Raw genomic sequence first — 22,402 nt, forward strand, 5'->3', positions numbered from 1 at the left:
TTTATTAAAAGCTTGTAAAAGTATATATTAAGATAAAAAACGTATATTTACAGATATTTAATTCCAATTATAATAAAGTATATATAATTATACTTTTTAATAATTCGGATAAATTATCTGTTATGAAAATTAAATGCATTTATTCGTTATTGCTCGTAGTATTTACTGCTGCCTATTCCTATTCTCAATTAGTTGAGAATCCATGGGTTAAAATTATCGATCACAATGGAACGTCTGATAATATAGATGTTGATTGTGATTATGAATATTACAATGGTAAAACTATTAGGTTAACAGCCCAATATCCTGTTTTAAAACAAACAAATACATATGAGGTAACATCAATAAACTATCCATCAGATATAGATTTTTCCAAAGGAACCGCTATAGATATAACTCAAGGTCCGGGTTCTAAACAAGATGATATTTTTAGTGATAAAATAAAGCTTCCTTTTGAATTTTGCTTTTATGGAGTTAAATATAACTATATTATTATAAGTGATAATGGTGTTGTTAGTTTTGATATTTCTCAGGCAAAAAAGGATTGTTCTTATAGAATAGCAGGAAATGTTCCGAGTTCAGGTTTGCCAAGAAGTGCTATTTTTGGTGTTTACCATGATATGTTTATAGGTGGAGGTAAAGATCAAAACGGTAAAATTAGAATTCATCAGGAAGGAACAGCTCCCTATAGAAAGTTTACTGTAAGTTATGATAATGTACCTCAATTTACCCCTATAAACGAAACTATTTATTCATCTTCTCAAATAGTTTTATATGAAACACTAAATGTAATAGATGTTTACGTGGGTGAGAAAAAATTAAATCCTAATACCCGAAAGGAAAAGCGTTCGGTTATAGGAATTATGAATTCTACAGGAAACTTGGGTGTTTCTCCACCCGATAGAAATACAGGTGAATGGGAAGCCAGTAAAGAAGCTTGGAGATTTACCCCTAACGGAAAAACAGACATTTCAGTAAAATGGTTTAATAGTAATAATGTCAATATTGGTACAGGTAACTCTATTGATGTTTCTCCATCTGCTGATACATCATATAAAGTACAGGTTTCTTATAATGGATGTACAAACATTACAGTTGAAGATATTATAAATGTGAAATTTTCAGATGAATTTCCTACAGCTAATCAAGTTAATGTAGGTCCATTCTGTATTAATCAAGGTGAAAGTTATACAATTAACTTAAAATCCTATGAAGATAAAATCAATTCTGATAATAAAATGACATTTACCTACTATAAAGACTCAAATTTAACCATACCTATATCTGATGAAGAAGCTGTTAGCTATTCTTTTTCATCCGATCAGACAGTATCTGTTAAAGTTTTAAAAAGCGGAATTTGTTATAGTATTGGATCAATAAATTTAAAATTAAATAAACGTCCCGTTTTAGTTAGCGGAAAAGAATTTAAAGTTTGCGATATAGGTAATGACAATAAAGAGGTGGTAAATTTGTATTCATTTGCACATGGAGTACCTTCAAATGTAAGCTATGTTTTTTTAGATAGTAATCAGGTTGAATTATCAAGTACGTCTGCGAGTAATTATTTGGTAGATGTAACATCTTCAGTAACTAAAAGCCAAACGTTTTATATAAAAGCATGGGACAAAAATATAAATGATAAAGAGTGTTACACAATAGTACCCTTTACAATCAGATTAGTTAAAAAAATTCAATTAAAATCCGATAAAGTCTATATATGTTCTATAAAAGAAGGACAGCTGGTAATTGAAAATCTAACTAAATACCGAAACTTATTACTAACAGATGCATCTGATAATCCCGCACTAAATTCAATTGTTTGGGAATTTTATGAAAATTCGACTTATACCCAAAAAATATATGATCCGGAAAACTATTTATTAAAATTAAATAAAGTTATTTATGTAAAAGCTTCTCATCCGGATTTTTGTCAGGATAGCAGAACGGAATTGATATTTATGGAAGGAACAGATTGTGACGACCAGAAAGATCCAGAACCAATTCCCGGAGGTTTAACCCCTTATTTATGTGATGTTAAAGACCCGGAAATTATAGATTTGGGATCCGGTGGATACTTACCTTTATTCTTTCAAAAAACTTCCATTTCCTGGAGTTCGGTAGAAATTTTAGGTTTTTATAAAAATGCAGCTTGTACTGTAGCTTTACCTATAACAGGTACAGCACCAAAATATTTATATAGTATTACTCCTCCATCTAATTTTACTGTCTATTTAAAATATAAACTACCCTCAGGTACCATAGGAGTTAATTCATTAACATTCTTGGTTTCAAAATATGAAAATTTTGATGTTAAACTCTTTACAATATGTGACACATTTAACGATGGAGAGGAAAGAATTGATTTAGATATTTACAAAAAAATGTTATCAGGCTTATATAAGTACAGTAAGCCTGCACCTACTTTTGGAGAAGATCCGTATGATGAAGTTATATTTTTTGATAATAAAGAGGATAGAGATTTATTTCTAGCTGATGATAAGCATCTGAATGGAATGATTAAAGATAGCTATTATACTTTAAAGCTATCTGATAATCCTAAATTTCTTTATGCGGTTGTAAGATTTAATAGGTGTAGTTATCCCTATGATATTCAATTTTACCTTGCGTCGATTGATGTTAAAGAAACGCCAGAATATATTGTATGTGATTTTAACGATGATAAAGTAGAAACTATAAATATTGTAGAGCTTATTCTTAAAAATAAGAAAAATGCATCAGATTTAAATGATATTGAATTATTATTAACTAAAGAACAATTAGAAGATCTAAAAAATCCAATTAGTGATTTATATACACTTAGTTATTATTCAACTTTAAATCTTGCTCATGCGGGGAATATAGAATCAGCTGCAGACCCAAGGAAATTTGAACTTAATCAAAATCTCATACCATCTCAGATGTCTGCTTACGTGAGATTAGATTTTAAAAATCAATGTCAGATAATAGTCAAGATAAATTTTAAATTTACTACGGCTGTAAAACTACCTAAATATAAAAATTTGATTGTTTGCGATTTAGATAGAGATAATAAAGAAAAAGTTGATCTCTCTGAAATTATTGAAAGTTCAAATGGAGCCGTAATCAAATTTTTTACGAGTCAGAAAGAGGCTGAAAATAATGATATTGGAAGTTCCGCATATATTGGGAAATATACAGATGAAAGTACTCCTGTTTATTTTAATGCAGATGCAGGATTATCTAATCCTTTAAAAATTTACATGAGAGTTGATGATGGCGAAACCAGCTGTTTTAAAGTTTTACCTGTAGATATAACACTGGTAATGGCTCCTGATGTACCCAATACAAGTTTAACAATTTGTGATTTTGAAAATGATGGAAAAGAACTTATCACTTCTTCGAACATAAAACAATACATAATTGATCCTTTGATTAAAAATAATCCCGAATTAAATAATACCATGTTGTTTGAATTTTATTATACAGAAAGTCAGGCAAATGAAGGTACAGATAAACTTAGTTCTTTCTGGATAAATCAAAATACTGAAATTTGGGTTAAAATCATCTATAATAATTGTTTTAAGGTATACAAATTAACATTTTCACTAGCAGAATCTCCAAAGCTGAATTCTAATATTTCAGTAAAAATTTGTAATAATAACACAAAAAACAGTGATGAGACAACAGTTAATGAAGTTGTGAATTTAAATAACTTCAATAGTAAATTTTTAACAGATTCTCAGAAGGTTGATGATTTTATATTTAAATATTACAAATCTTATGATCAGGCATATAGCGATACTTCTAAAATTTCTGCTGGGACAACTGTAATAAATCAACTACCTATAGTGTTTTGGGTCAGAGTGGAGGATAAAAACGGGTGCTTTAGTATTGTTTCTCTGAAGATAGAGGCTTATCCTGAATTAAATGTGAACAATATTACCGATGAAATTTGTAACGATGAAAAAAGAGTATATGTTGATTTAAATACCTTACCGGCTCAGATGATTGGATCCGAATATAACTTAACGGATTTTAACATAACATTTCATTCTACAAAATCTAATGCCATTAATAATGTATTAATCAATACTCCTGAAGAATATGAGGTAAGTGAAGGAAGTGAAGTATGGGTAAAATTTGTTTATAAGCTAAATTGTGAAACCTCGGGTTGTTGCTTTATTATCCGAAAAATAAGTTTTAGCGTTCCTTTAATACCTAAAGAAGTTGGCGGTTTCATAAATATTTGTGATGAGTCAGATGGAATTTTGGATAATACCTATGTAATTGCTGATCTAGACAAATACAAAAGTGAAGTGGTTAGGGAAGACCCGGCGTATATCGAAGAGCATTATAATTTTACATATTATAGAGAATATGAAGATGCGGTAAATGCAACAGCGGGAAAAGCAGAGAGCCCGATAAATTTTACCATTAAACAGGAAGAGTTGGAAAAACCGTCATCACCTACAGATCCTTTATTTTATCGTATCTATATTAAAATAGATCGAAAAGATGGTAAATGTAGTACAGTGAGCTTTTTATCTGTAAATGTAACTTTAAAAATACTTTTAGATAATGAAGAAATCGATGTATCTGTTTGTGAAAATAAAGATTTAAACGGTATTGTTAACAGTGTAGATTTAACAGCATTTGCTAAACAGATAATTAATTCAAAAGACGCAGCTTTCACATATTATCAAAATGAAGATGATGCAAGAGCTGCTAAAAACCCAATATTAAATCCATCAAATTATACAACTAAAGTAGTACGCAAAGAAAGTATTTATCCGGTTGATGAGGTTTTTGTTAGAATTAATGATTCAAAAGAACACTTATGTGATAACCTGGCTAAAATAAAAATTAAAGTATATCCATTTATTAATATTGAAAATCAGACCACAGAAATCTGTGAGTATACTTCTGAAGGAAATAAAACTATAGTAGATTTATGGGCATTACAAAAACAGATGTTAGCCTCAATAGGTATTACTGATAAAGAAAAATTAGAAATTATATATAAACAAATCCGTATAATTTTCTTTAACGATGCAGATGTAGAAATTGGAAGAGTAGAAGATACACAGGCGACAATACCCGAAACTATAACAAAATACTCACCACTAGCAGGGAAATTGAAAGAAATTATAAAAGTTAGATTTGAATATAAAGACCTGACTTGTTATTATGATGGTTTAATTACTATAGAACAAAAAAATACTCCAAAACCAGATGCATTGGTTTATGTAACTTGCGATGCTGATTTGAATGGAAAATATGACGATGTTTTATTAAAAGATATAGATCTTTTGATAGTATCGGACTTAACACGAAATAAAATATCTTATTATTTAGCAAAAGAAGATGCTTTAAATGGGACATCTTCCATTGACAAAAATAAGTACTTTGAGATAAATCTGGAACATGTTTATTATTTCAGAGTAGAAGATAGTACAACCAGTTGTATCGGTATTAATACATTAAAGTTCGTGACACATCCGGTAATCTCTTTAAAAGATGGTGAGCTTGAAGCCTGCGATAGTGACTTAGACGGTTTTACATCATTTAATTTAAATTTGCTTACCCCTGAATATAAGGTCTTGCCAAAGGCTTCAATAAAATATTATAAAAATGAAAAAAATGCTAAAAATGCAAACAAGGATGAGGTCTCCGGAAGTGATACGAGTATTCAAGAACCTGAATTATCTAACTACTTTAATGTTATTAAATATGAAGACTATGTTTATGTAAGAGTTGAAGACTTAGACGGTACTTATTGTCCTTCGGTTGCTAAAATAAAACTTAAAGCGTATTCACCAGAGGTTCCGGAACAAACGGTTTACATGTGTCCGGATACCGAGACAAACCTGGACGGAGGAAATTTCGACCAATACGTTTGGGAGTTTAATGGTAGAATTATAGGTAATTCAAGATATGTAAATGTAAATCAGTTTGGAATTTATAAATTAACGGTTACTAAAAATTTGAACTATGGATTATCTTGTACACTGACCTTCACTATTGAAGTTAAAGAACTAGAAAAACCTGTGATAATAGATTTGAATCAGGGTAAAGATTATATTACAGTAATAGCTAAAGGTCCGGCTCCTTTAGAATATTCAATTGACAATATCAATTGGCAGTTGAGTAATACATTTTCGAATTTGGAACCGGGTATTTACACTTTTTATGTCCGTTCGAAAGCAAATGGTTGTGAATCCCTAACTTCTCAGGGTATAATTTTTGGTATTTATAATGTCATTACTCCTAATAATGATGGTTATAATGATGTTTGGAGGATGTGCGGATTACAACTGATAAAAGAGCCATCTCATGTAAAAATATTTGACAGATATGGTAAGTTGGTATTTGAAGAAAAGTCTCATACTTGTTTTGTCTGGGATGGTAAATATTTAGGAAGGGTGTTACCGACTGCTTCTTATTGGTATATTGTAACAATTTCAGATGGAAGACAATATACAGGCTGGATTATGCTCAGAAATTTTAATGAGAACACAAGATAACCGAAAATAACAACAAAAAATCAGGATATACAATCCTGATTTTTTTTGTAATAAATAATAAAGCCGGTACTAGACCGGCTTTAAAAACAAAAGATAATATTAGGACAACAACTTCCTAACAGTTTCTGAAATTATTTTTCCATCTGCTTTACCTTGTAATTTTTTGGTTGCAGCACCCATTACCTTTCCAAGATCTTTAATGTCTTTGGCCTCAGTTTCTTCTATAATTTTTTTTAGTTCAGTTTCCAGATCTTCAACTGATAACTGAGCAGGTAAAAATTGTTCTATAACTTTTGATTGAGCAAGTTCGTTTTCTGCTAATTCCTCCCTTTGATTAGCTTTAAATTGCTCGTAAGCCTCTTTTCTTTGCTTCACTAGCCTTTGTAATAGGGCAATTTCCTGTTCCGGTGAAACTTCGCTTGTTGTACCATCCGTTTTTAAAAGTAATAGTTGAGACTTAATTGCACGCAGGGACTCAAGAGCTACTTTATCCTTTTCTTTCATTGCGATTTTCATCGCATCCATTATTTTACTTTCTAAACTCATAAAATTTTTTTTTTAGTAGTCTTAATATTAGTCAACATTGTCATGAAAAAAGTTATTAGGACGAATCTGTATTTCATTCGATTTTTTATTGAAATATATATCCGAATTTTGATTAGAATCTATAGTTTCATCTAAATCAATTCCCTGTCTTAAATAGGCAGGAACTTTTTCCACTTCATCAACATTTTGTTTAGCAAGACCCTGAAATTTACTGTTTAATTTTTTTAATCTTTCTCTTCTTTCCTGAATTTTTCTTTCCATTAAGAAATTCAGTTCTTCTGAACTTTGAGGATTTTGACTATCTGTTTCCTGTATCGGATGTTTAGTTTGAATCTCTTCTGTTCTGATGTATTCGGTTTTAGGTTCCTCTTTAACCTCTACCGGTTGTATGTTTTTTTCTATTTCAGCCTGTAAATTTATTTTTTGCGTAAAATCGTCAGCTTCATCAAGAGTAAAAATAGTTGTTTGATTAGTTACCGTGGGTTCGGGAGGAGTATCTTCTCTATTTTCAGTACTAAAAGAGGAAGTTGCTGGTCCCTGTCCTACAGAAGTATTATTTGTAGGAAATTCTTTTTTTATAATATTCATTTCATCTTCAAAATTGAAAGATGGGATAATAGGGTCAGGACGATTAGAAATACCGAATGTTGTGATTTCTTCTTCATCTTCAAGTGTAATTATTCTTTGTGGTGGTTCCTCGTCTTGCTTAGATGGCTGAACTTGTTGCTTTACAGGGCTGGAAATAATTTGAGGCTCATCATTTTTTTTCGTATCTGAAGAAAGATTTCTTGAACTAATGTTTAAAGTTCCTGAAGTAAGCATATCATCGGTTAATGTATGGACTATTTTTTCCTGTTCTTTTCCGCTGTGTCTCTCATCATCTACAGGAAAACCTGTAGCAATGACAGTTACGCTGATATTATCTCCAAGACTTTCATCTTCACCAATACCCATGATAATATTCGTACTGTTTCCTGCTTCAGACTGAATATGATCATTGATTATACCAATTTCATCAACGGTAATTTCATCGTCTCCCGAAACAATTAGTAATAATACGTTTTTGGCACCAGTTATTTTATTGTCATTCAATAATGGAGAATCAAGTGCAGCCATAATAGCTTCCTGAGCTTTGTTAGGTCCAGAGGCTATAGCAGAGCCCATAATCGCTGTTCCGCTATCTGCTAAAACGGTTTTAGCATCCCTTAAATCTATATTTATAGAGTAATTTTTTGTAATTACTTCTGCAATTCCTTTAGCTGCAGTACTTAATACTTCATTCGATTTTGAGAAACCAGATTTGTATCCTAAGTTTCCGTATAATTCTCTTAATTTATCGTTTTTTACAACGATTAAAGAGTCTACACTTTTTCTTATTTTTTCAAGTCCCTTTTCAGCCTGCTCCAAACGTGCACGTCCCTCAAAAGAAAAAGGAATGGTAACAATACCAACGGTCAGTATCCCCATTTCCTTAGCAATTCCTGCTATAATAGGCGCTGCTCCGGTTCCGGTTCCTCCGCCCATTCCTGCAGTTATAAATACCATTTTGGTTTGTTCCCCCAAAGCATTTTTTATATCATCCATGCTTTCAAGAGCAGCCTGCTCTCCAATTTCAGGATTAGCACCAGCACCCAATCCTTCCGTCAGGGTATTTCCTAATTGTATTTTGTTGGGAATAGGATTACTGATTAATGCCTGAGCATCTGTATTACATACAATAAAATCTACTCCTGTTATTCCTTGGTCGTACATGTATCCCACAGCATTGTTACCTCCGCCTCCTACACCTATCACTTTGATAGCAGAAGGCCTGTTTTTAGGTAGCTCGAAAAATAACTTGTTATTGTCGGTTGTATTATTCATCGTTTTTTAGGTTTATTCTGTATCGTTAATGTATTTAATAAATTTTTCCTGAAAAGTAGAAAAGATTGATTTTTTCTTTTCTCGTACTTTTTTCTCTTTTTCAGGAGTTTTTTCTTCTTTTTTCTTTTCTATAATAGTTTCAGCACTTACATTTCCTGAATTTTCTTCTTTCGCACTAACAACGTTTTGTGCAGGTTGTATGGAAGGTTGAACTTTTTGTTGTTTTTCTTTTTGTATTTCCAGATTGTCCAGACCAGTCATCAATAAACCAATAGCTGTAGCATATTCGGGACTAGCCAGTTCTTCAGGCTGACCGCTTGCCAGGTGTTCATTACAATAGCCTATTCTTACATCCATACCTGTTGTATACTCAGTTAACTGACGCAGATGTTTAAGCTTAGATCCTCCACCGGTCATTACAATTCCTGCTATTAGCTTTTTCTTCTGCTCTTCATTTCCGTAATTTCGTAATTCAATATACGATAATGAAATGATTTCCTCAATGCGGGCATGTATGATTTGTGATAGTTTCTTTACCGTAATTTCCTTAGGTTCTCTTCCATGCAATCCAGGAATGCTTATAACTTCAATTTCTTTATTTTCGGAAGGCCAGGCAGAGCCATATTTTACCTTCAATATTTCTGCTTGTCTTTCAATAATGGAACATCCCGTTTTTATATCATCAGTAATTACATTTCCTCCGAAGGGAATAACCGCTGTGTGACGGATGATATTATCTTTAAATATAGCAATATCGGTAGTACCACCTCCAACATCAATAAGGGCTACACCAGCTTCTTTTTCTTCCTGGCTGAGCACTGCGTCAGAAGAAGCTAAAGGCTCCAGCGTTATACCTACAAGATTCAATCCGGCTTCTTTTACGCAACGGGCAATATTCCGGATTAATGAAATTTGTCCCACTACAACATGAAAATTGGCTTCAAGTCTGCTTCCATGAAAACCTCGGGGTTCTATAATTTCTGTTTGTGAATCTACTTTATATTCCTGAGGTAAAACATGTATTATCTCTTCTCCCGGAAGCATAACCAGTTTATGTACCTGCTCTTTAAGTCTTTCTAGATCAGTGTCGTCTATAACATCGTCAAAATTAGGACGTGAAATATAATCACTGTGTTGCAGACTTCTTATATGTTGTCCTGCAATACCTACTGTAACATCTGTAATTTTATAATTTGCTGCTTTTTCCGCTTCTGCAACAGCTTTTTTTATAGAATCAATAGTTTGGGTAATATTATTGACTACACCACGGTGAACACCTAAACTTTTGGCTCTTCCCATTCCCAGGATTTCCAATTTTCCATGCTCATTCCGCTGACCGACTATAGCTACAATTTTTGTTGTACCTATGTCTAAACCTACTGCAATGTTGTTGTTGTTCATATTTATCTTTTTGTTGCAACTATTTGATTGTCATATTTTAAACTAATTTTTTTATAGGCATTAAAACCTACATAGTCCAAGTATTGCTTGTAAAATTCTTTCAGGTTGGTCAGTTTTTGAGGGCTATTTGCGAGATCGCCATATTCTATATAGACTCCAGGAATATTCAAAAGAAAGTTATAGGATTTTCTTTTGTCTTTTTCTATTGCTATAATATGATTTTTAAACAAGTTATCAACAGAGATGAGTTTGCACAGATAAGTTAAATTTGCATACTCATCAGGTTTTATATCTCCGGAAACCATTAGGCAAGGAAAAGAAAAATTTTTAGACAATGGAAATTTATTTCCTTGTTGATCTAAATAAAACTCTTCGTTTGCTGTTTTAATCCGTACTACTGGGATTTTTTGACTAACAGTTACATTAACAATACCTTCCAAGTCAATATACACATTACTCTGTATTACAAATGGATTTGCATCTAAATTTTGTTCAGTTTTTATTATATCTATATCTTTAATCTTTAAAGCCTTTTTTCCGTTTTTTGATGAAATATTGATTATATTTTTCACCATGGGCTCTGTTACAAAATGTACTTTATCAGAGTTTTCAATATGGATTTGTATTTTGTGTATCTCCTTGTTGTTATGTCTTTGGGTGGCAAAATTCATTAAGAAACCTAAAGAAATAATTAACAGAAATATTTTTAAAAATCTATACTTTAATTTCATTTAAATAATCATTAATAGGTTCATATAATGTGTCTATATTACCAGCTCCTACGGTTAGAAGCACGTCAAAATCTTTAGTTTTTAAAACATCGAGTGCATGCTCTAAAGATGTCACTTCTTTTGCTTTTAAATTTATCATGTCACTTAACCAGCTTGAAGTTATCCCTGAAATAGGTTCTTCTCTTGCAGGATATATTTCCAATAATAACAGCTCGTCTGTTTTTTCCAGACTTCTGGCAAAATCACTGGCAAAATCTCTTGTTCTGGAAAATAAATGTGGTTGAAATAATGTTAACAGCTTTTTACCCGGATACAAATTTCTTACCGTGTCTATTGCAGCATTGAGCTCGGTAGGATGATGTGCATAATCATCAATATAAATTTTTCCATTGCTGTATTTCGTTTGTATAAATCTTCTTCCTACACCTTTAAATTCCTCAAGAGCTTTTCTTAAAATTTCAGGTTCAATTCCTAATTGAAGAGCTATAGTTAATGCCGCAACTGCATTTTCAATATTGTGTTTTCCCGGAAGATGTATAATTAAATCTTTAATCGATTTATCCGGTGTTATCAAGTCAAAAATAAATGTGTTATCAATAATTCTGATGTTATCTGAATAAAATTCTGCTTTTTCGTACGCTGAATAAGTATGATGTTTAGCTTCAATAGGAAGACCTTTTTTAACTAAAAGAAAACCGTTTTCTGGAACCAAGCTGGCAAAATCATTAAATGATTTTATAATTTGATTCGAATCTTCATAAATATCCAGATGATCTGCATCGGTGGAGGTGATTACAGCCATATTAGGTGAAAGGGTTAAAAATGAACGATCAAATTCATCCGCTTCAACTATTGATATTTGAGTTCCGTTATATATGAAATTGCTTTTATAATTTGCAGATATTCCTCCTAAAAAAGCGGTGGCAGGTACATCAGCATATTTGCATATATGACCTAATAAAGTTGTTGTTGTGGTTTTACCATGCGTTCCGGCTATAGCAAGGCATTGAGACGTTTGTGTAATTTCTCCTAATACCTGAGATCTTTTAAGTATTGTAAATCCTTGTTCTGTAAAATAGTTTTTAATTTTTAATTGATTAGATACTGCCGGAGTGTAAACAACTAGTGTGTTTTCTGGATTGATTCCAGGTACTAATAATGATATTTCATCATCATATATAATGTTTATATTTTCTTTCTCCAGCGTTTGCGTAAGCTGAGTACGGGTTCTATCGTATCCATAAACCTGTGAGCCTGAAAATTTGAAATAACGTGCAAGGGCACTCATTCCAATTCCACCAATGCCTAGAAAATAATAATTCTTATATGTATGAATATCTGTCATTTATTTAATTGTCGAATTTTAGTTTTTTAAGTATGTCGCTAACTATATCTTTAACCGCATGGGGTTTTCCTAATTTAAGAATTTCTATGCTAAGTTGTTCTCTTATGTTTTTATCATCAATTAAATTTTGAATTTTTTCTGATAAAACAACAGGTACTTCCTGATCTTTAACCATAATTGCAGCATTTTTAGAAACTAACTGTTCTGCATTTTTCGTTTGATGATCTTCTGCAGCATAAGGAAACGGTATCAATATCGTTGGCTTTCCGGCTAAACATAATTCAGAAATGGCAATAGCACCCGCCCTTGATATGATTATATCTGCAGCCGCATAGGCATTGGACATATCTTTAATAAATTCATTGATATGGATATTTTTATTTTTCAGACTAGTGTCTTTAGATAGAGTAGGGAAATCCAATTTTCCTGTCTGCCATATAATTTGAATGTTTTGTTCAGCAAAATGTATTGCATTTTCTTTCCAGAAATTATTCATTGTTCTTGAACCTAATGATCCTCCTACAGAAAGAATTGTTAAGTTCCCGGGATTAAGTCCTAATATTTTTTTTGCTTCCTGGGTATCCGGAATGTCTGTAAAAAGTGATGTTCTGACAGGATTTCCTGTAAGTTTAACTTTTGATTCAGGAAAATATTGATTCATTCCTTCATAAGCCACATAAATGGCTGAGGCTTTCGCCGCCAGTTTTTTATTGGTAATTCCCGGAAACGAGTTTTGTTCCTGTATAAAAGTCGGTATTCCTGCTCTGGATGCAGCATATAATGCTGGCCCTGATGCAAATCCTCCGGTACCTATAGCAGCATCTGGCTTGAATTTATTTATAATTTTTCTGGATTTAAGTAAACTGGAAATAATTTTAAAAGGAAATTTAAAATTCGAAAAAATTGAAGTTCTGGATATGCCTGAAATCCAAAGGCCTTCGATATTATATCCTGCCTGCGGAACTTTTTCCATTTCCATTTTATCCTGAGCGCCTACAAAAAGTATTTCCGCATCAGGAAGTCGTTTTCTCAACTCATCCGCAATTGCAATGGCTGGGAAAATATGTCCACCGGTTCCTCCTCCGCTTATTAAAAATTTAGGCGATTTCATAATTTACCTCTTCACTTGTTTTATTATCGTTTTGCTCTGTTTTTTTTGGTACTATTTCCCTGCTTACACTTATAATAATACCAAAAGCCATATAGGTAACCCACATGGATGTACCTCCGTAACTTAGTATAGGCAACGGCTGTCCGGTGACCGGAATGAGATTTACAGCTACAGCCATATTGGAAAATGCCTGAAATATTATGGGAATTCCTACACCTATGACTAAAAGTGTACCGAATATATGTTCTACTTTTGTTGCTATTACTATAATTCTCCATAAAATAAGCAGATATAAGAAAAAGCATATAAATACGCCTCCGTATCCATATTCTTCTACAATTATAGCAAATATAAAGTCTGAAGAAGACTGCGGTAATGATTGCTTAAATGCACTTTTACCTGGTCCTCTGGGAATAATGCCTCCCTGTACAATTGCAGCTTTGGCTTGTTGTACCTGATAGCTTTCTTCTTTATCTTCTCCTGTAAAATTTTCAATACGGCTTTTCCATGTATGTACACGATGGCTGGGAAATGCATCAGGAAATTTTAAAACCAACGTAATGAAAATAAATGCTACGATAATTCCCACACCAATGATTGATAGTAATATTTTGATTGGATAACCACCTATAAACAGTAACGCCAACACCATTAAAAAAATCATAATTCCGGTGGAACCATTTGCAGGAAATATGAGTCCTACTACTAAGAAAACAGGTAATAAAATGGGTACGAAACTATTATTAAATGTTATTTCTTTATCTTTATTTCTATCCAGATATCTTGCGACATAAATATTTAATATAAGTGCAGCGAAAACAGAGGTTTGAAAAGCAAATGGAACTCCTGGCAGTTTGAGCCAACGGGAAGCATTTGCACCATCAATGTTATTTCCCTGCATTAATGTTAAAACTAATAGAAAAATAACAACAGGGAGTAGAAGTTTGGAAAATCCTCCAAAATATTTGTAATCAATCTTTTGAAAAATAAAAACTATGCAGATGCCAACCATTATAAATCCTGCATGTTTTGCAAAGTGCCCCATTACCGAACCTTGCCCAACTACATATTGTAAATTTGAGCTTGCAGAATAAACCGGTAAGAAAGATGCCAGCGATATTAAAAATATTGCTGCCCATAAAATCGGGTCACCTTTAAATTTTTGTTTTATTTTTCTCATGTTTATTGTAAGTAATTACAATTTTCTAACTTCTTCTTTAAATTGTTTTCCTCTTTCTTCGTAATTTTTAAACAAATCAAAACTAGCACATGCTGGTGAAAGTAAAACTGTATCTCCTTTTTTACCATATAGGTAAGCGGCGTTTACAGCATCTTTCATTGATTGTGTTTCCGTCATGTTGGGTACTATGTCCTTAAAAGTTTCAATAAGTTTGCTGTTATCCAGTCCAAGGCAAACAATAGCTTTGACTTTTTGTCTTACGAAAGGTATTAGCTCTGCATAATCGTTACCTTTATCAGTACCGCCTACAATCCAGACAACCTGAGTTTTCATGCTTTCCAAAGCATAGTAAACAGAATTTACATTGGTAGCCTTGCTATCGTTAATAAAATTAATTCCATTAATTTTCAAGACAAACTCAAGGCGGTGTTCAACGGCTTCAAAATCCATTAAACTTTGTTTAATAAAGTCATTTTTAATTTTAGACAATTTCCCTGCTATACCTGCAGCCATAGAATTTGCAACATTATGTTTTCCTGCTAATGCTAATTCGTTTATCTTCATTTTTAGTTTGTCTTCGTTTATATTTATGTATATATTTTCTTCGTCACTATAGGCTCCTTTTTCTACAATTTCTTTTAAAGAAAAAGGAATTATATTTGCTTGAGTTTTATTATCAATCAACCATTTTTTTGTCATTTCATCATCTAAATTATAGATGAAATAGTCTTCTGTATTTTGATGCTCTGTAATTTTAAATTTAGCATCTGCATAGTTTTGATAGTTATAATCATACTGATCTAAATGATCAGGACTTAAATTTAAAACCATCGCTATATGTGGTTTGAAATTTTGAACATCATCTAATTGAAAGCTGCTGATTTCAAGTATATAATATTCATAATTGTCTTCCGCAACCTGCCAGGCAAAACTTTTACCTATATTTCCTGCTAATCCCGTGTTGTGACCAGCAGTTTTAAATATGTGGTAGGTGAGTGAGGTAGTGGTAGTTTTTCCGTTAGAACCTGTAATAGCAATTAGAATGGCGGATGTATACCTTGATGCGAATTCTATCTCAGATGAAATCGGTATATTTTTATCATTTATCTTTTTTATTATATCTGCTTTTTTAGGAACTCCCGGACTTTTTATAATCCAGTCGGCACTCAGTATAATTTCCTCTGAGTGAATTTTTTCTTCAAAATTGATCCCTCTTTCAATCAATTCTCTTTTGTAGTCTTCTTTAATCGGGCCTGAATCAGATAAGAAAACATCAAACCCTTCTTTTTTTCCTAAAATAGCTGCTCCTATACCGCTTTCGCCTCCACCTAATACTACTAACTTTTTCATGTTATCTGACTTTTAAAGTTATTATACAAATAATGGCAAGCATAATTCCTACGATCCAAAATCTTGTAACGATTTTACTTTCGTGGTATCCCAGTTTTTGAAAATGGTGGTGTAGGGGAGACATTAAGAAAATTCTTTTTCCTTCTCCATATTTTTTCTTAGTATATTTAAAATAAGCAACTTGTATTATTACTGATAAGTTTTCAACTAAAAATATTCCGCATAATACGGGTATTAATAATTCCTTTCTTAATACTATTGCCAGGACAGCAATAACACCTCCAATGGTAAGGCTGCCCGTATCACCCATAAATACCTGGGCCGGATACGTATTATACCAAAGGAATCCGATGAGTGCTCCTGCAAATGCAGCAGAGAAAATAACTATTTCGCCGGAATTAGGGATGTACATGAGATTAAGGTAATCTGCCATCATGATATTTCCGGATACATAGGCAAATAAAGCCAAAGTTAGTACTATGATGGCTGAACTTCCGGCGGCAAGGCCATCGATACCGTCAGTTAAATTAGCGCCGTTAGATACTGCTGTTACAATGGTTATAACTATAGGGATGAGAATTATCCAAACCATTTTTTCTGATTCTTCATCACTTACCCCTGCCCATGTCAATATTTTACCATAATCAAACTGATTATTTTTAAAAAAGGGAATAGTGGTTTTAAATGATTTTTCATTAGGATAAAAATCCTTGGTAAATTCCGTACTGTGAACATCTTCAATTTTTTCTCGTATTACAATATCCTGATTAAGATATAAGGTAACTCCAACAAAAATACCAAGTCCTATTTGTCCAAGTACTTTAAATTTGCCTTTTAGACCTTCTTTATTCTTTTTGTGAATTTTTAAAAAATCATCTAAAAATCCTATAATACCCATCCATACGGTAGAAACTACCAGAATAATTACATATATATTTTCTAAACGGCAGAATAATAATACAGGTACTAAAGTAGCCAGTATAATGATCACTCCTCCCATGGTTGGTGTTCCTTCTTTTTCTTTTTGTCCGGAAAGACCTAGTTCCCGTACAGTTTCTCCTAATTGTTTTTTTCTTAATGCTATAATAATTTTTTTCCCAATAATTAGGGAAATAAATAATGAGGTAATAACCGCCGCAAGAGCACGAAAAGTTATATACTTATATAATCCGCTTCCGGAGAAGTAGTAATGTTCATTTAAATATTGAAATAAATAATATAACATTTAATTTATATTTTTTAATAATTGTTGAGTTATAACCATATCATCAAAAGGAAATTTCTCACCATTGATTTCTTGATAATTTTCATGTCCTTTTCCTGCTATAAGTATAATATCTTTAGATTTAGCTATTTTAATAGCAGTTTTTATCGCTTGTTTTCTGTCGGAAACAGACAAATACTTATTTGTATTTTGTGGTTCTATACCAGCTTCAATTTCTTTAATAATTTCATCGGGCTGTTCATCTCTTGGATTATCTGATGTTATAATGGTGTAATCAGATAATTGAGTTGCTATTTTTCCCATCTCCGGTCTTTTTTGTTTATCCCGGTGTCCGCCACAACCAAAAACAGTAATAAGTTGTTCATTTCTGGTTCTAATTTGATTAACTGCATCCAAAATGTTTTTTAGAGCATCTGGTGTGTGTGCGTAATCTACAATTACAAAAACTCCATTATCAGAAACAAAAGTTTCAAATCGTCCTTTTACTCTTTGTAATTTGCTAAGCTCAGTAAGTATTATGATGGATTCGAAACCAAGCTCCATAGCTATTGCATAAGCTAATAGCTCATTATATGCATTAAATTTACCGGCTAGTGAAGTCCAGAATTCCTGCCCGTTAAATTGTAAAAGCATTCCGTCTAACCGATTTTCTATAATTTTCCCTTTATAGTCTGAGTTGGATTTTAAAGCATAAGAAACTTTTTTTGCTGATGTATTTTGTAACATTACCCAGCCATTCTTATCATCAATATTTGTAATAGCTATTGCTGTTTTAGGTAATTCGTCAAAAAATTTCTTTTTCGCAGCTAAGTAGTTTGCAAAAGTTTTATGATAGTCTAAGTGATCGTGGGTTATGTTAGTGAACGCTGCAATTTTAAAAGTAAGACCCGCTAATCTGTTTTGTTGTATTCCATGCGAACTCACTTCCATAAATGCATATTTACAATCATTTTCAACCGCCTGCGATAAGATTTGGTTGATGGTAATCGGATCTGGTGTTGTATGATTTGATGTAAGTTTTATTTCTCCTATTATATTTTCAATGGTTGATAACAAAGCACATGAATAACCAAATTGTGAAAAAAGATTAAATAATAAAGTGGTTGTGGTTGTTTTCCCGTTAGTACCTGTTACCCCCACTAGAGTTAATTTTTCAGAAGGATTGTCATAAAAGTTGGATGCACAAATTCCTAATGCTATGGATGAATCTTTTACCTGAATGTAAGTTATATGATCATACAGCTCTTCAGGAAGTGCCTCACAAACTATTGCTACAGCACCATTTTCGGTAGCTGCTGAAATATATTTGTGTCCATCAAGATCGTAGCCCCTGATTGCAAAGAAAGTGTGGCCATGTTGGACTGTTCTGGAATTAAAAGATAATGAATTGATAGGAATGTTAACATTTCCTATAACTTTTTCAATAGCTACTTTGTATAATATGTCTGAAAGTTTTTTCATGCCCCAAGTTTTAAATATATGGTCATTCCCTTTTTCAGAGGATATCCTGTGATTGATTGTTCTTTAACTTTTCCCTGTCCTGTATATACGACTTTTAAGCCTAAATTTTCCAGTGCTGGTATTGCATCTTTTCCATAATAACCAACTACATTAGGTACCAGAGTTGTTGCAGTATTAATAGTAGGTTTATTAACTTTAGTTATCAGACTTTCAATATTTACAGATTGTTTTGTATTATCTTCTTTAGGTAAGTTTAATGGTTTTTTTAAATATACTTTACCTGCAATTTCTTTAAATACCGGAGCAGCAACTTGTGCTCCGTAAAAGCCTTTTTTGGGTTTATTTATTACGACAATGCAAGAATATTCCGGATTTTCTGCCGGAAAGAATCCACAAAACGAAGCCTGATAGAGTCTTCCTTTACCTTTATTCCAATATTCTACTTGGGCAGTTCCGGTTTTTCCAGCCATTGATAAGTTAGGAGTGTAAATACTTCGTGAAGTTCCTGTTTCAACAGCATAAGTCAGCATTTTTTTTAGATCTGAAATCGCTTTTTCAGATGCCATTTTTTTATCTAAAATTTCCGGTGTAAATTTTCTCACCGTTTCTCCCTTTCTTTCTATTTTATCTAATAGCTGGGGTTTCATTAATACACCATTATTCGCTATACCGTTATAAAAAGTAAGTATTTGCAAAGGGGTTAATTTTACTCCATATCCGAAAGACATCCATGCAAGCGTTACAGGACTCCATGTTTTATCATATTTAGGAATGAAAGGAGAGCTTTCTCCTGGTATATCTATTCCCGTTTTAGTATTGATTCCCCAAGAATTAACTTTATTTAAAAAATCTTTTGGATTTTTAGAGTAATATTTGGTGACTGTTTTTGCTATTCCAACGTTACTGGATTGTGAAAGTACCTGTGAAAGAGTAATCGTACCGTGCCCATGATCGTCTCGGACTACATGCTTGTAATAATTCCATGAGCCGGTTCCTATATCGACAGTTGTTTCAGGGCCAACGTATCCGTCATCTAACAAAGCAAGCATAGATATAGACTTAAAGGTAGAACCAGGTTCTGCAGCTTCCCATACAGCAAAATTTCTGAGATCATCGTAATCTCCGTTTTTGGTTCTTTGTAAATTAGTCATGGCTACAATTTTACCTGTCTTAACATCCATAACTACAGCACATCCATGATTGGCTTCTGATTTTTCCAGTTGATCCTGAAGAGCAGAATAAGCAATATCCTGAATTCTCATATCTATGGTAGTGTAAACATCATCCCCATCCAGAGGTTCCATTTCTATATTAATAGGTTTCCACTGTTTCTGGTTAATCCTCTGTTGAATCTCCCGCCCGTTTTTACCTTTTAGATAGGATGAAAAAGCACCTTCAAGACCAGACTTTCCTTTTTCATTATCAAAACCTAATGTACGGTTTCCAAATCCGGTAATTGTTTTTATTCTTTCAATTCTTCTCTCTACAATAAAACCACCTTTATTTTGACCTTTATTCAAAATAGGGAAATTTCTTAATCTGGCAAATTGCTCATAGTCTAGCCCTTTAGCCAGTTTCATGTATTGATTTTTAGATCTTCTTCCCTCGTTTAGCACTTTATAATAGTAATGGCTGGGTTTACCAAACATTTTTTGAAGCGAATCGCAAAGAATTGTGACATTGTTTTGATATAATTCATTTCGGATAGTTTTCATATCCAAGTAAATATCATATTTAGTGATTGAAGTGGCTAGAAGAATTCCGTCTGAAGCATACAGATTGCCTCGGGCCGCTTTTACCTCAACATTTCTGAAATTAGTTGTCTGGGCCAGGTTTTTATATTTCTCTGTGTCATGAGTCTGAATAAAGATTAGACGTGCAAATACAAGTACTGCAAATAATAAGATAAATGCGGCAACAAGATAAGCTCGGGCTAATATGTTTTTTCGTTCTTTATTCATTTTCAGTTTTAGGTACCAAAATTTTATATGGTTGTTTATCTAAAGCAAAAAGTGAGTCTGCGATTACCATATTTTCTAGTTCAGATTCAACTTTTAATTTCATTAATTTGCTGTGTATTAAAGCGTATCTAGCTTTATATTCTTCTGCTTTCTCTTTCAAAGAAGATATTTCTACTACTTTTTCATCAACTATATGAGAAGAAGAGATAGATATAAGTGATAACACCACAATAAAGAGTATAAACTTCCAAGCTGAAAAAGCATCTCCTTCAACTAAAAATTTCCCTCTCAGTATATCTGATAAAGTTCGGGTTCTATTTTTATTTTTACTTCTTCTCGCCATTTCTTTTAATTGCAATTCTCATTTTTGCACTGCGGGCTCTTGGGTTTTCCATAATTTCATTTTCTGCTGGAATTATAGCTTTTGATGAAACTAAATCAAATGGTTTGTGCCAGTTTCCAAAGATGTCTCTTTCTGGTTCACCTTCAAATAAACCGGTTTTAATGAATTTTTTTACCAAACGGTCTTCCAGAGAGTGGTATGAAATAAATACCAGGGTTCCACCAGGTTTGAGTAATTCATAACTTTGTGTTAAAAGTTCTTTAAGTGAACTTAATTCATCGTTAACTTCAATTCTCAACGCCTGAAATAATTGTGCGTAAAATTTATTTTGTTTATGTTGAGGAATCGTATTTTTAAATAGTTCTTTTAACTGATCAGTAGTTTCAATTGATTGTTCATTTCTTTTTGAAGCTATCTCTTTTGCGATTTTTCTGGACTGTGAGAGTTCACCGTAATAATAGAATATTTCTGCCAGCTGTTCTTCAGTATAGGTATTTATAATTTCTTTAGCGGATAAAGGCTGGCTGGTGTTCATCCTCATATCCAAAGGGCCTTCAAAACGTATTGAAAAACCTCTTTCAGGAATATCAAACTGATGCGAAGAAACACCTAAATCGGCTAATATTCCATCAATTTGCTCTATTTTATAAAATCGAAGAAAATTTTTTATAAACCTGAAATTTTGTTGTATCAGGGTAAAACGAAAATCTTCAATTGTATTTTGTATGGCATCTGAGTCTTGATCAAAAGCAAACAATTTACCTTTCTCAGAAAGTTTATCCAAAATAAGCCTTGAATGCCCCCCTCCTCCAAAAGTGCAATCTACATAGATTCCATCCGGATTATGTATTAAGGCTTCAACGCTTTGATTTAATAATACAGAATTATGATAGCTCATCTTCAGAGATATTTCCCATTACATCCTCTGCCAGCAGGGCAAAGTCTTCATCATTAACACATACTGCATTTTCGTAAAGTGATTTATCCCAAATTTCAATCACGTTGATAGATGCAGCAACAACAATATTTTTTTCAAGTTTGGCAAACTGAATCAAATCTTTACTTACCTGAAGTCTTCCGCTAGTATCTATTTCCACATTTTTCAGGCCGGCTGTGAATTGCCTTATAAAGTCATTGTTTTTTTTAACAAAACGGTTAAGTTTGTTTATTTTATTCATGGTAATATTCCATTCACACATTGGATGAAGTTCCAGGCAAGGTTGGAAGACAGATCTTTTAAGAACAAAACCTTCGTGCAAAAGGCTATCTATTTGCTTCTTAAGTCCTGACGGAAGAAGCATTCTGCCTTTTGAATCAAGGGTGCATTCATATGTTCCTATAAAGTTAACCATAATAATCATCAAAAATAAAAAATAAAATCC

General features: G+C 32.6%; 15 protein-coding genes. 1 reads left to right on the plus strand and 14 read right to left on the minus strand.

The genetic code is table 11. The features are described 5' to 3' along the window. Positions 1–122 precede the first annotated feature (122 nt). On the plus strand, positions 123–6,503 hold the full coding sequence (locus EOV51_RS05865) for a T9SS type B sorting domain-containing protein (protein WP_128150830.1): 6,381 nt from the start codon (positions 123–125) through the stop codon (positions 6,501–6,503). A gap of 99 nt (positions 6,504–6,602) precedes the next feature. On the opposite strand, the gene EOV51_RS05870 is transcribed toward EOV51_RS05865, so the two are convergent. The 14 genes from EOV51_RS05870 to mraZ are packed head-to-tail and all read right to left on the minus strand — an operon-like array spanning position 6,603 to position 22,372. Beyond that, positions 6,603–7,049 (minus strand): GatB/YqeY domain-containing protein, encoded by a 447-nt coding sequence (locus EOV51_RS05870; protein WP_128150832.1) that lies wholly within the window; start codon positions 7,047–7,049, stop codon positions 6,603–6,605. A 27-nt stretch (positions 7,050–7,076) separates the two neighbouring features. Beyond that, positions 7,077–8,912: a cell division protein FtsZ gene (gene ftsZ / locus EOV51_RS05875; protein WP_128150834.1), complete on the minus strand. Its 1,836-nt coding sequence runs from the start codon at positions 8,910–8,912 to the stop codon at positions 7,077–7,079. Between the two features lie 12 nt (positions 8,913–8,924). Further along, positions 8,925–10,313 (minus strand): cell division protein FtsA, encoded by a 1,389-nt coding sequence (gene ftsA / locus EOV51_RS05880; protein ID WP_128150836.1) that lies wholly within the window; start codon positions 10,311–10,313, stop codon positions 8,925–8,927. Between the two features lie 2 nt (positions 10,314–10,315). Beyond that, positions 10,316–11,044 (minus strand): cell division protein FtsQ/DivIB, encoded by a 729-nt coding sequence (locus tag EOV51_RS05885; RefSeq protein ID WP_128150838.1) that lies wholly within the window; start codon positions 11,042–11,044, stop codon positions 10,316–10,318. Further along, on the minus strand, positions 11,028–12,389 hold the full coding sequence (murC, locus tag EOV51_RS05890) for a UDP-N-acetylmuramate--L-alanine ligase (RefSeq protein WP_128150840.1): 1,362 nt from the start codon (positions 12,387–12,389) through the stop codon (positions 11,028–11,030). The genes EOV51_RS05885 and murC overlap by 17 nt, the downstream gene beginning before the upstream one ends. Before the next feature lie 4 nt (positions 12,390–12,393). Beyond that, positions 12,394–13,500, minus strand: coding sequence for an undecaprenyldiphospho-muramoylpentapeptide beta-N-acetylglucosaminyltransferase (gene murG / locus EOV51_RS05895; protein WP_128150842.1), 1,107 nt, complete (start codon positions 13,498–13,500; stop codon positions 12,394–12,396). Then, positions 13,487–14,680: an FtsW/RodA/SpoVE family cell cycle protein gene (locus tag EOV51_RS05900; RefSeq protein WP_181951013.1), complete on the minus strand. Its 1,194-nt coding sequence runs from the start codon at positions 14,678–14,680 to the stop codon at positions 13,487–13,489. The genes murG and EOV51_RS05900 overlap by 14 nt, the downstream gene beginning before the upstream one ends. A 15-nt stretch (positions 14,681–14,695) precedes the next feature. After that, positions 14,696–16,030, minus strand: coding sequence for a UDP-N-acetylmuramoyl-L-alanine--D-glutamate ligase (murD, locus tag EOV51_RS05905; RefSeq protein ID WP_128150846.1), 1,335 nt, complete (start codon positions 16,028–16,030; stop codon positions 14,696–14,698). 1 nt (position 16,031) lies between these two features. Continuing rightward, the gene (gene mraY / locus EOV51_RS05910; RefSeq protein WP_128150848.1) at positions 16,032–17,255 is read right to left on the minus strand and encodes a phospho-N-acetylmuramoyl-pentapeptide-transferase; all 1,224 of its coding nucleotides are present in this window, start codon (positions 17,253–17,255) and stop codon (positions 16,032–16,034) included. Further along, entirely contained in the window at positions 17,256–18,716 is a 1,461-nt protein-coding gene (locus EOV51_RS05915) for a UDP-N-acetylmuramoyl-L-alanyl-D-glutamate--2,6-diaminopimelate ligase (protein WP_128150850.1), read from the minus strand. It abuts the gene before it with no gap. Then, a complete protein-coding gene (locus tag EOV51_RS05920) occupies positions 18,713–20,677 on the minus strand; it encodes a penicillin-binding protein (RefSeq protein ID WP_128150852.1) in 1,965 nt (654 codons plus the stop codon). The genes EOV51_RS05915 and EOV51_RS05920 overlap by 4 nt, the downstream gene beginning before the upstream one ends. After that, the gene (locus EOV51_RS05925) at positions 20,670–21,020 is read right to left on the minus strand and encodes an FtsL-like putative cell division protein (protein WP_128150854.1); all 351 of its coding nucleotides are present in this window, start codon (positions 21,018–21,020) and stop codon (positions 20,670–20,672) included. The genes EOV51_RS05920 and EOV51_RS05925 overlap by 8 nt, the downstream gene beginning before the upstream one ends. Further along, positions 21,004–21,918, minus strand: coding sequence for a 16S rRNA (cytosine(1402)-N(4))-methyltransferase RsmH (gene rsmH, locus EOV51_RS05930; RefSeq protein ID WP_128150856.1), 915 nt, complete (start codon positions 21,916–21,918; stop codon positions 21,004–21,006). The genes EOV51_RS05925 and rsmH overlap by 17 nt, the downstream gene beginning before the upstream one ends. After that, positions 21,905–22,372, minus strand: coding sequence for a division/cell wall cluster transcriptional repressor MraZ (gene mraZ / locus EOV51_RS05935; protein ID WP_128150858.1), 468 nt, complete (start codon positions 22,370–22,372; stop codon positions 21,905–21,907). The genes rsmH and mraZ overlap by 14 nt, the downstream gene beginning before the upstream one ends. Positions 22,373–22,402 lie beyond the last annotated feature (30 nt).

This window comes from Apibacter raozihei (assembly GCF_004014855.1).
GTDB lineage: Bacteria > Bacteroidota > Bacteroidia > Flavobacteriales > Weeksellaceae > Apibacter > Apibacter raozihei.

Bases quoted from the DNA above. Each gene is read 5' to 3' on its own strand.
- EOV51_RS05865 (WP_128150830.1), top strand. From the start codon at position 123: ATGAAAATTAAATGCATTTATTCGTTATTGCTCGTAGTATTTACTGCT.
- EOV51_RS05870 (WP_128150832.1), bottom strand. From the start codon at position 7,049: ATGAGTTTAGAAAGTAAAATAATGGATGCGATGAAAATCGCAATGAAA.
- ftsZ (WP_128150834.1), bottom strand. From the start codon at position 8,912: ATGAATAATACAACCGACAATAACAAGTTATTTTTCGAGCTACCTAAA.
- ftsA (WP_128150836.1), bottom strand. From the start codon at position 10,313: ATGAACAACAACAACATTGCAGTAGGTTTAGACATAGGTACAACAAAA.
- EOV51_RS05885 (WP_128150838.1), bottom strand. From the start codon at position 11,044: ATGAAATTAAAGTATAGATTTTTAAAAATATTTCTGTTAATTATTTCT.
- murC (WP_128150840.1), bottom strand. From the start codon at position 12,389: ATGACAGATATTCATACATATAAGAATTATTATTTTCTAGGCATTGGT.
- murG (WP_128150842.1), bottom strand. From the start codon at position 13,500: ATGAAATCGCCTAAATTTTTAATAAGCGGAGGAGGAACCGGTGGACAT.
- EOV51_RS05900 (WP_181951013.1), bottom strand. From the start codon at position 14,680: ATGAGAAAAATAAAACAAAAATTTAAAGGTGACCCGATTTTATGGGCA.
- murD (WP_128150846.1), bottom strand. From the start codon at position 16,030: ATGAAAAAGTTAGTAGTATTAGGTGGAGGCGAAAGCGGTATAGGAGCA.
- mraY (WP_128150848.1), bottom strand. From the start codon at position 17,255: ATGTTATATTATTTATTTCAATATTTAAATGAACATTACTACTTCTCC.
- EOV51_RS05915 (WP_128150850.1), bottom strand. From the start codon at position 18,716: ATGAAAAAACTTTCAGACATATTATACAAAGTAGCTATTGAAAAAGTT.
- EOV51_RS05920 (WP_128150852.1), bottom strand. From the start codon at position 20,677: ATGAATAAAGAACGAAAAAACATATTAGCCCGAGCTTATCTTGTTGCC.
- EOV51_RS05925 (WP_128150854.1), bottom strand. From the start codon at position 21,020: ATGGCGAGAAGAAGTAAAAATAAAAATAGAACCCGAACTTTATCAGAT.
- rsmH (WP_128150856.1), bottom strand. From the start codon at position 21,918: ATGAGCTATCATAATTCTGTATTATTAAATCAAAGCGTTGAAGCCTTA.
- mraZ (WP_128150858.1), bottom strand. From the start codon at position 22,372: ATGGTTAACTTTATAGGAACATATGAATGCACCCTTGATTCAAAAGGC.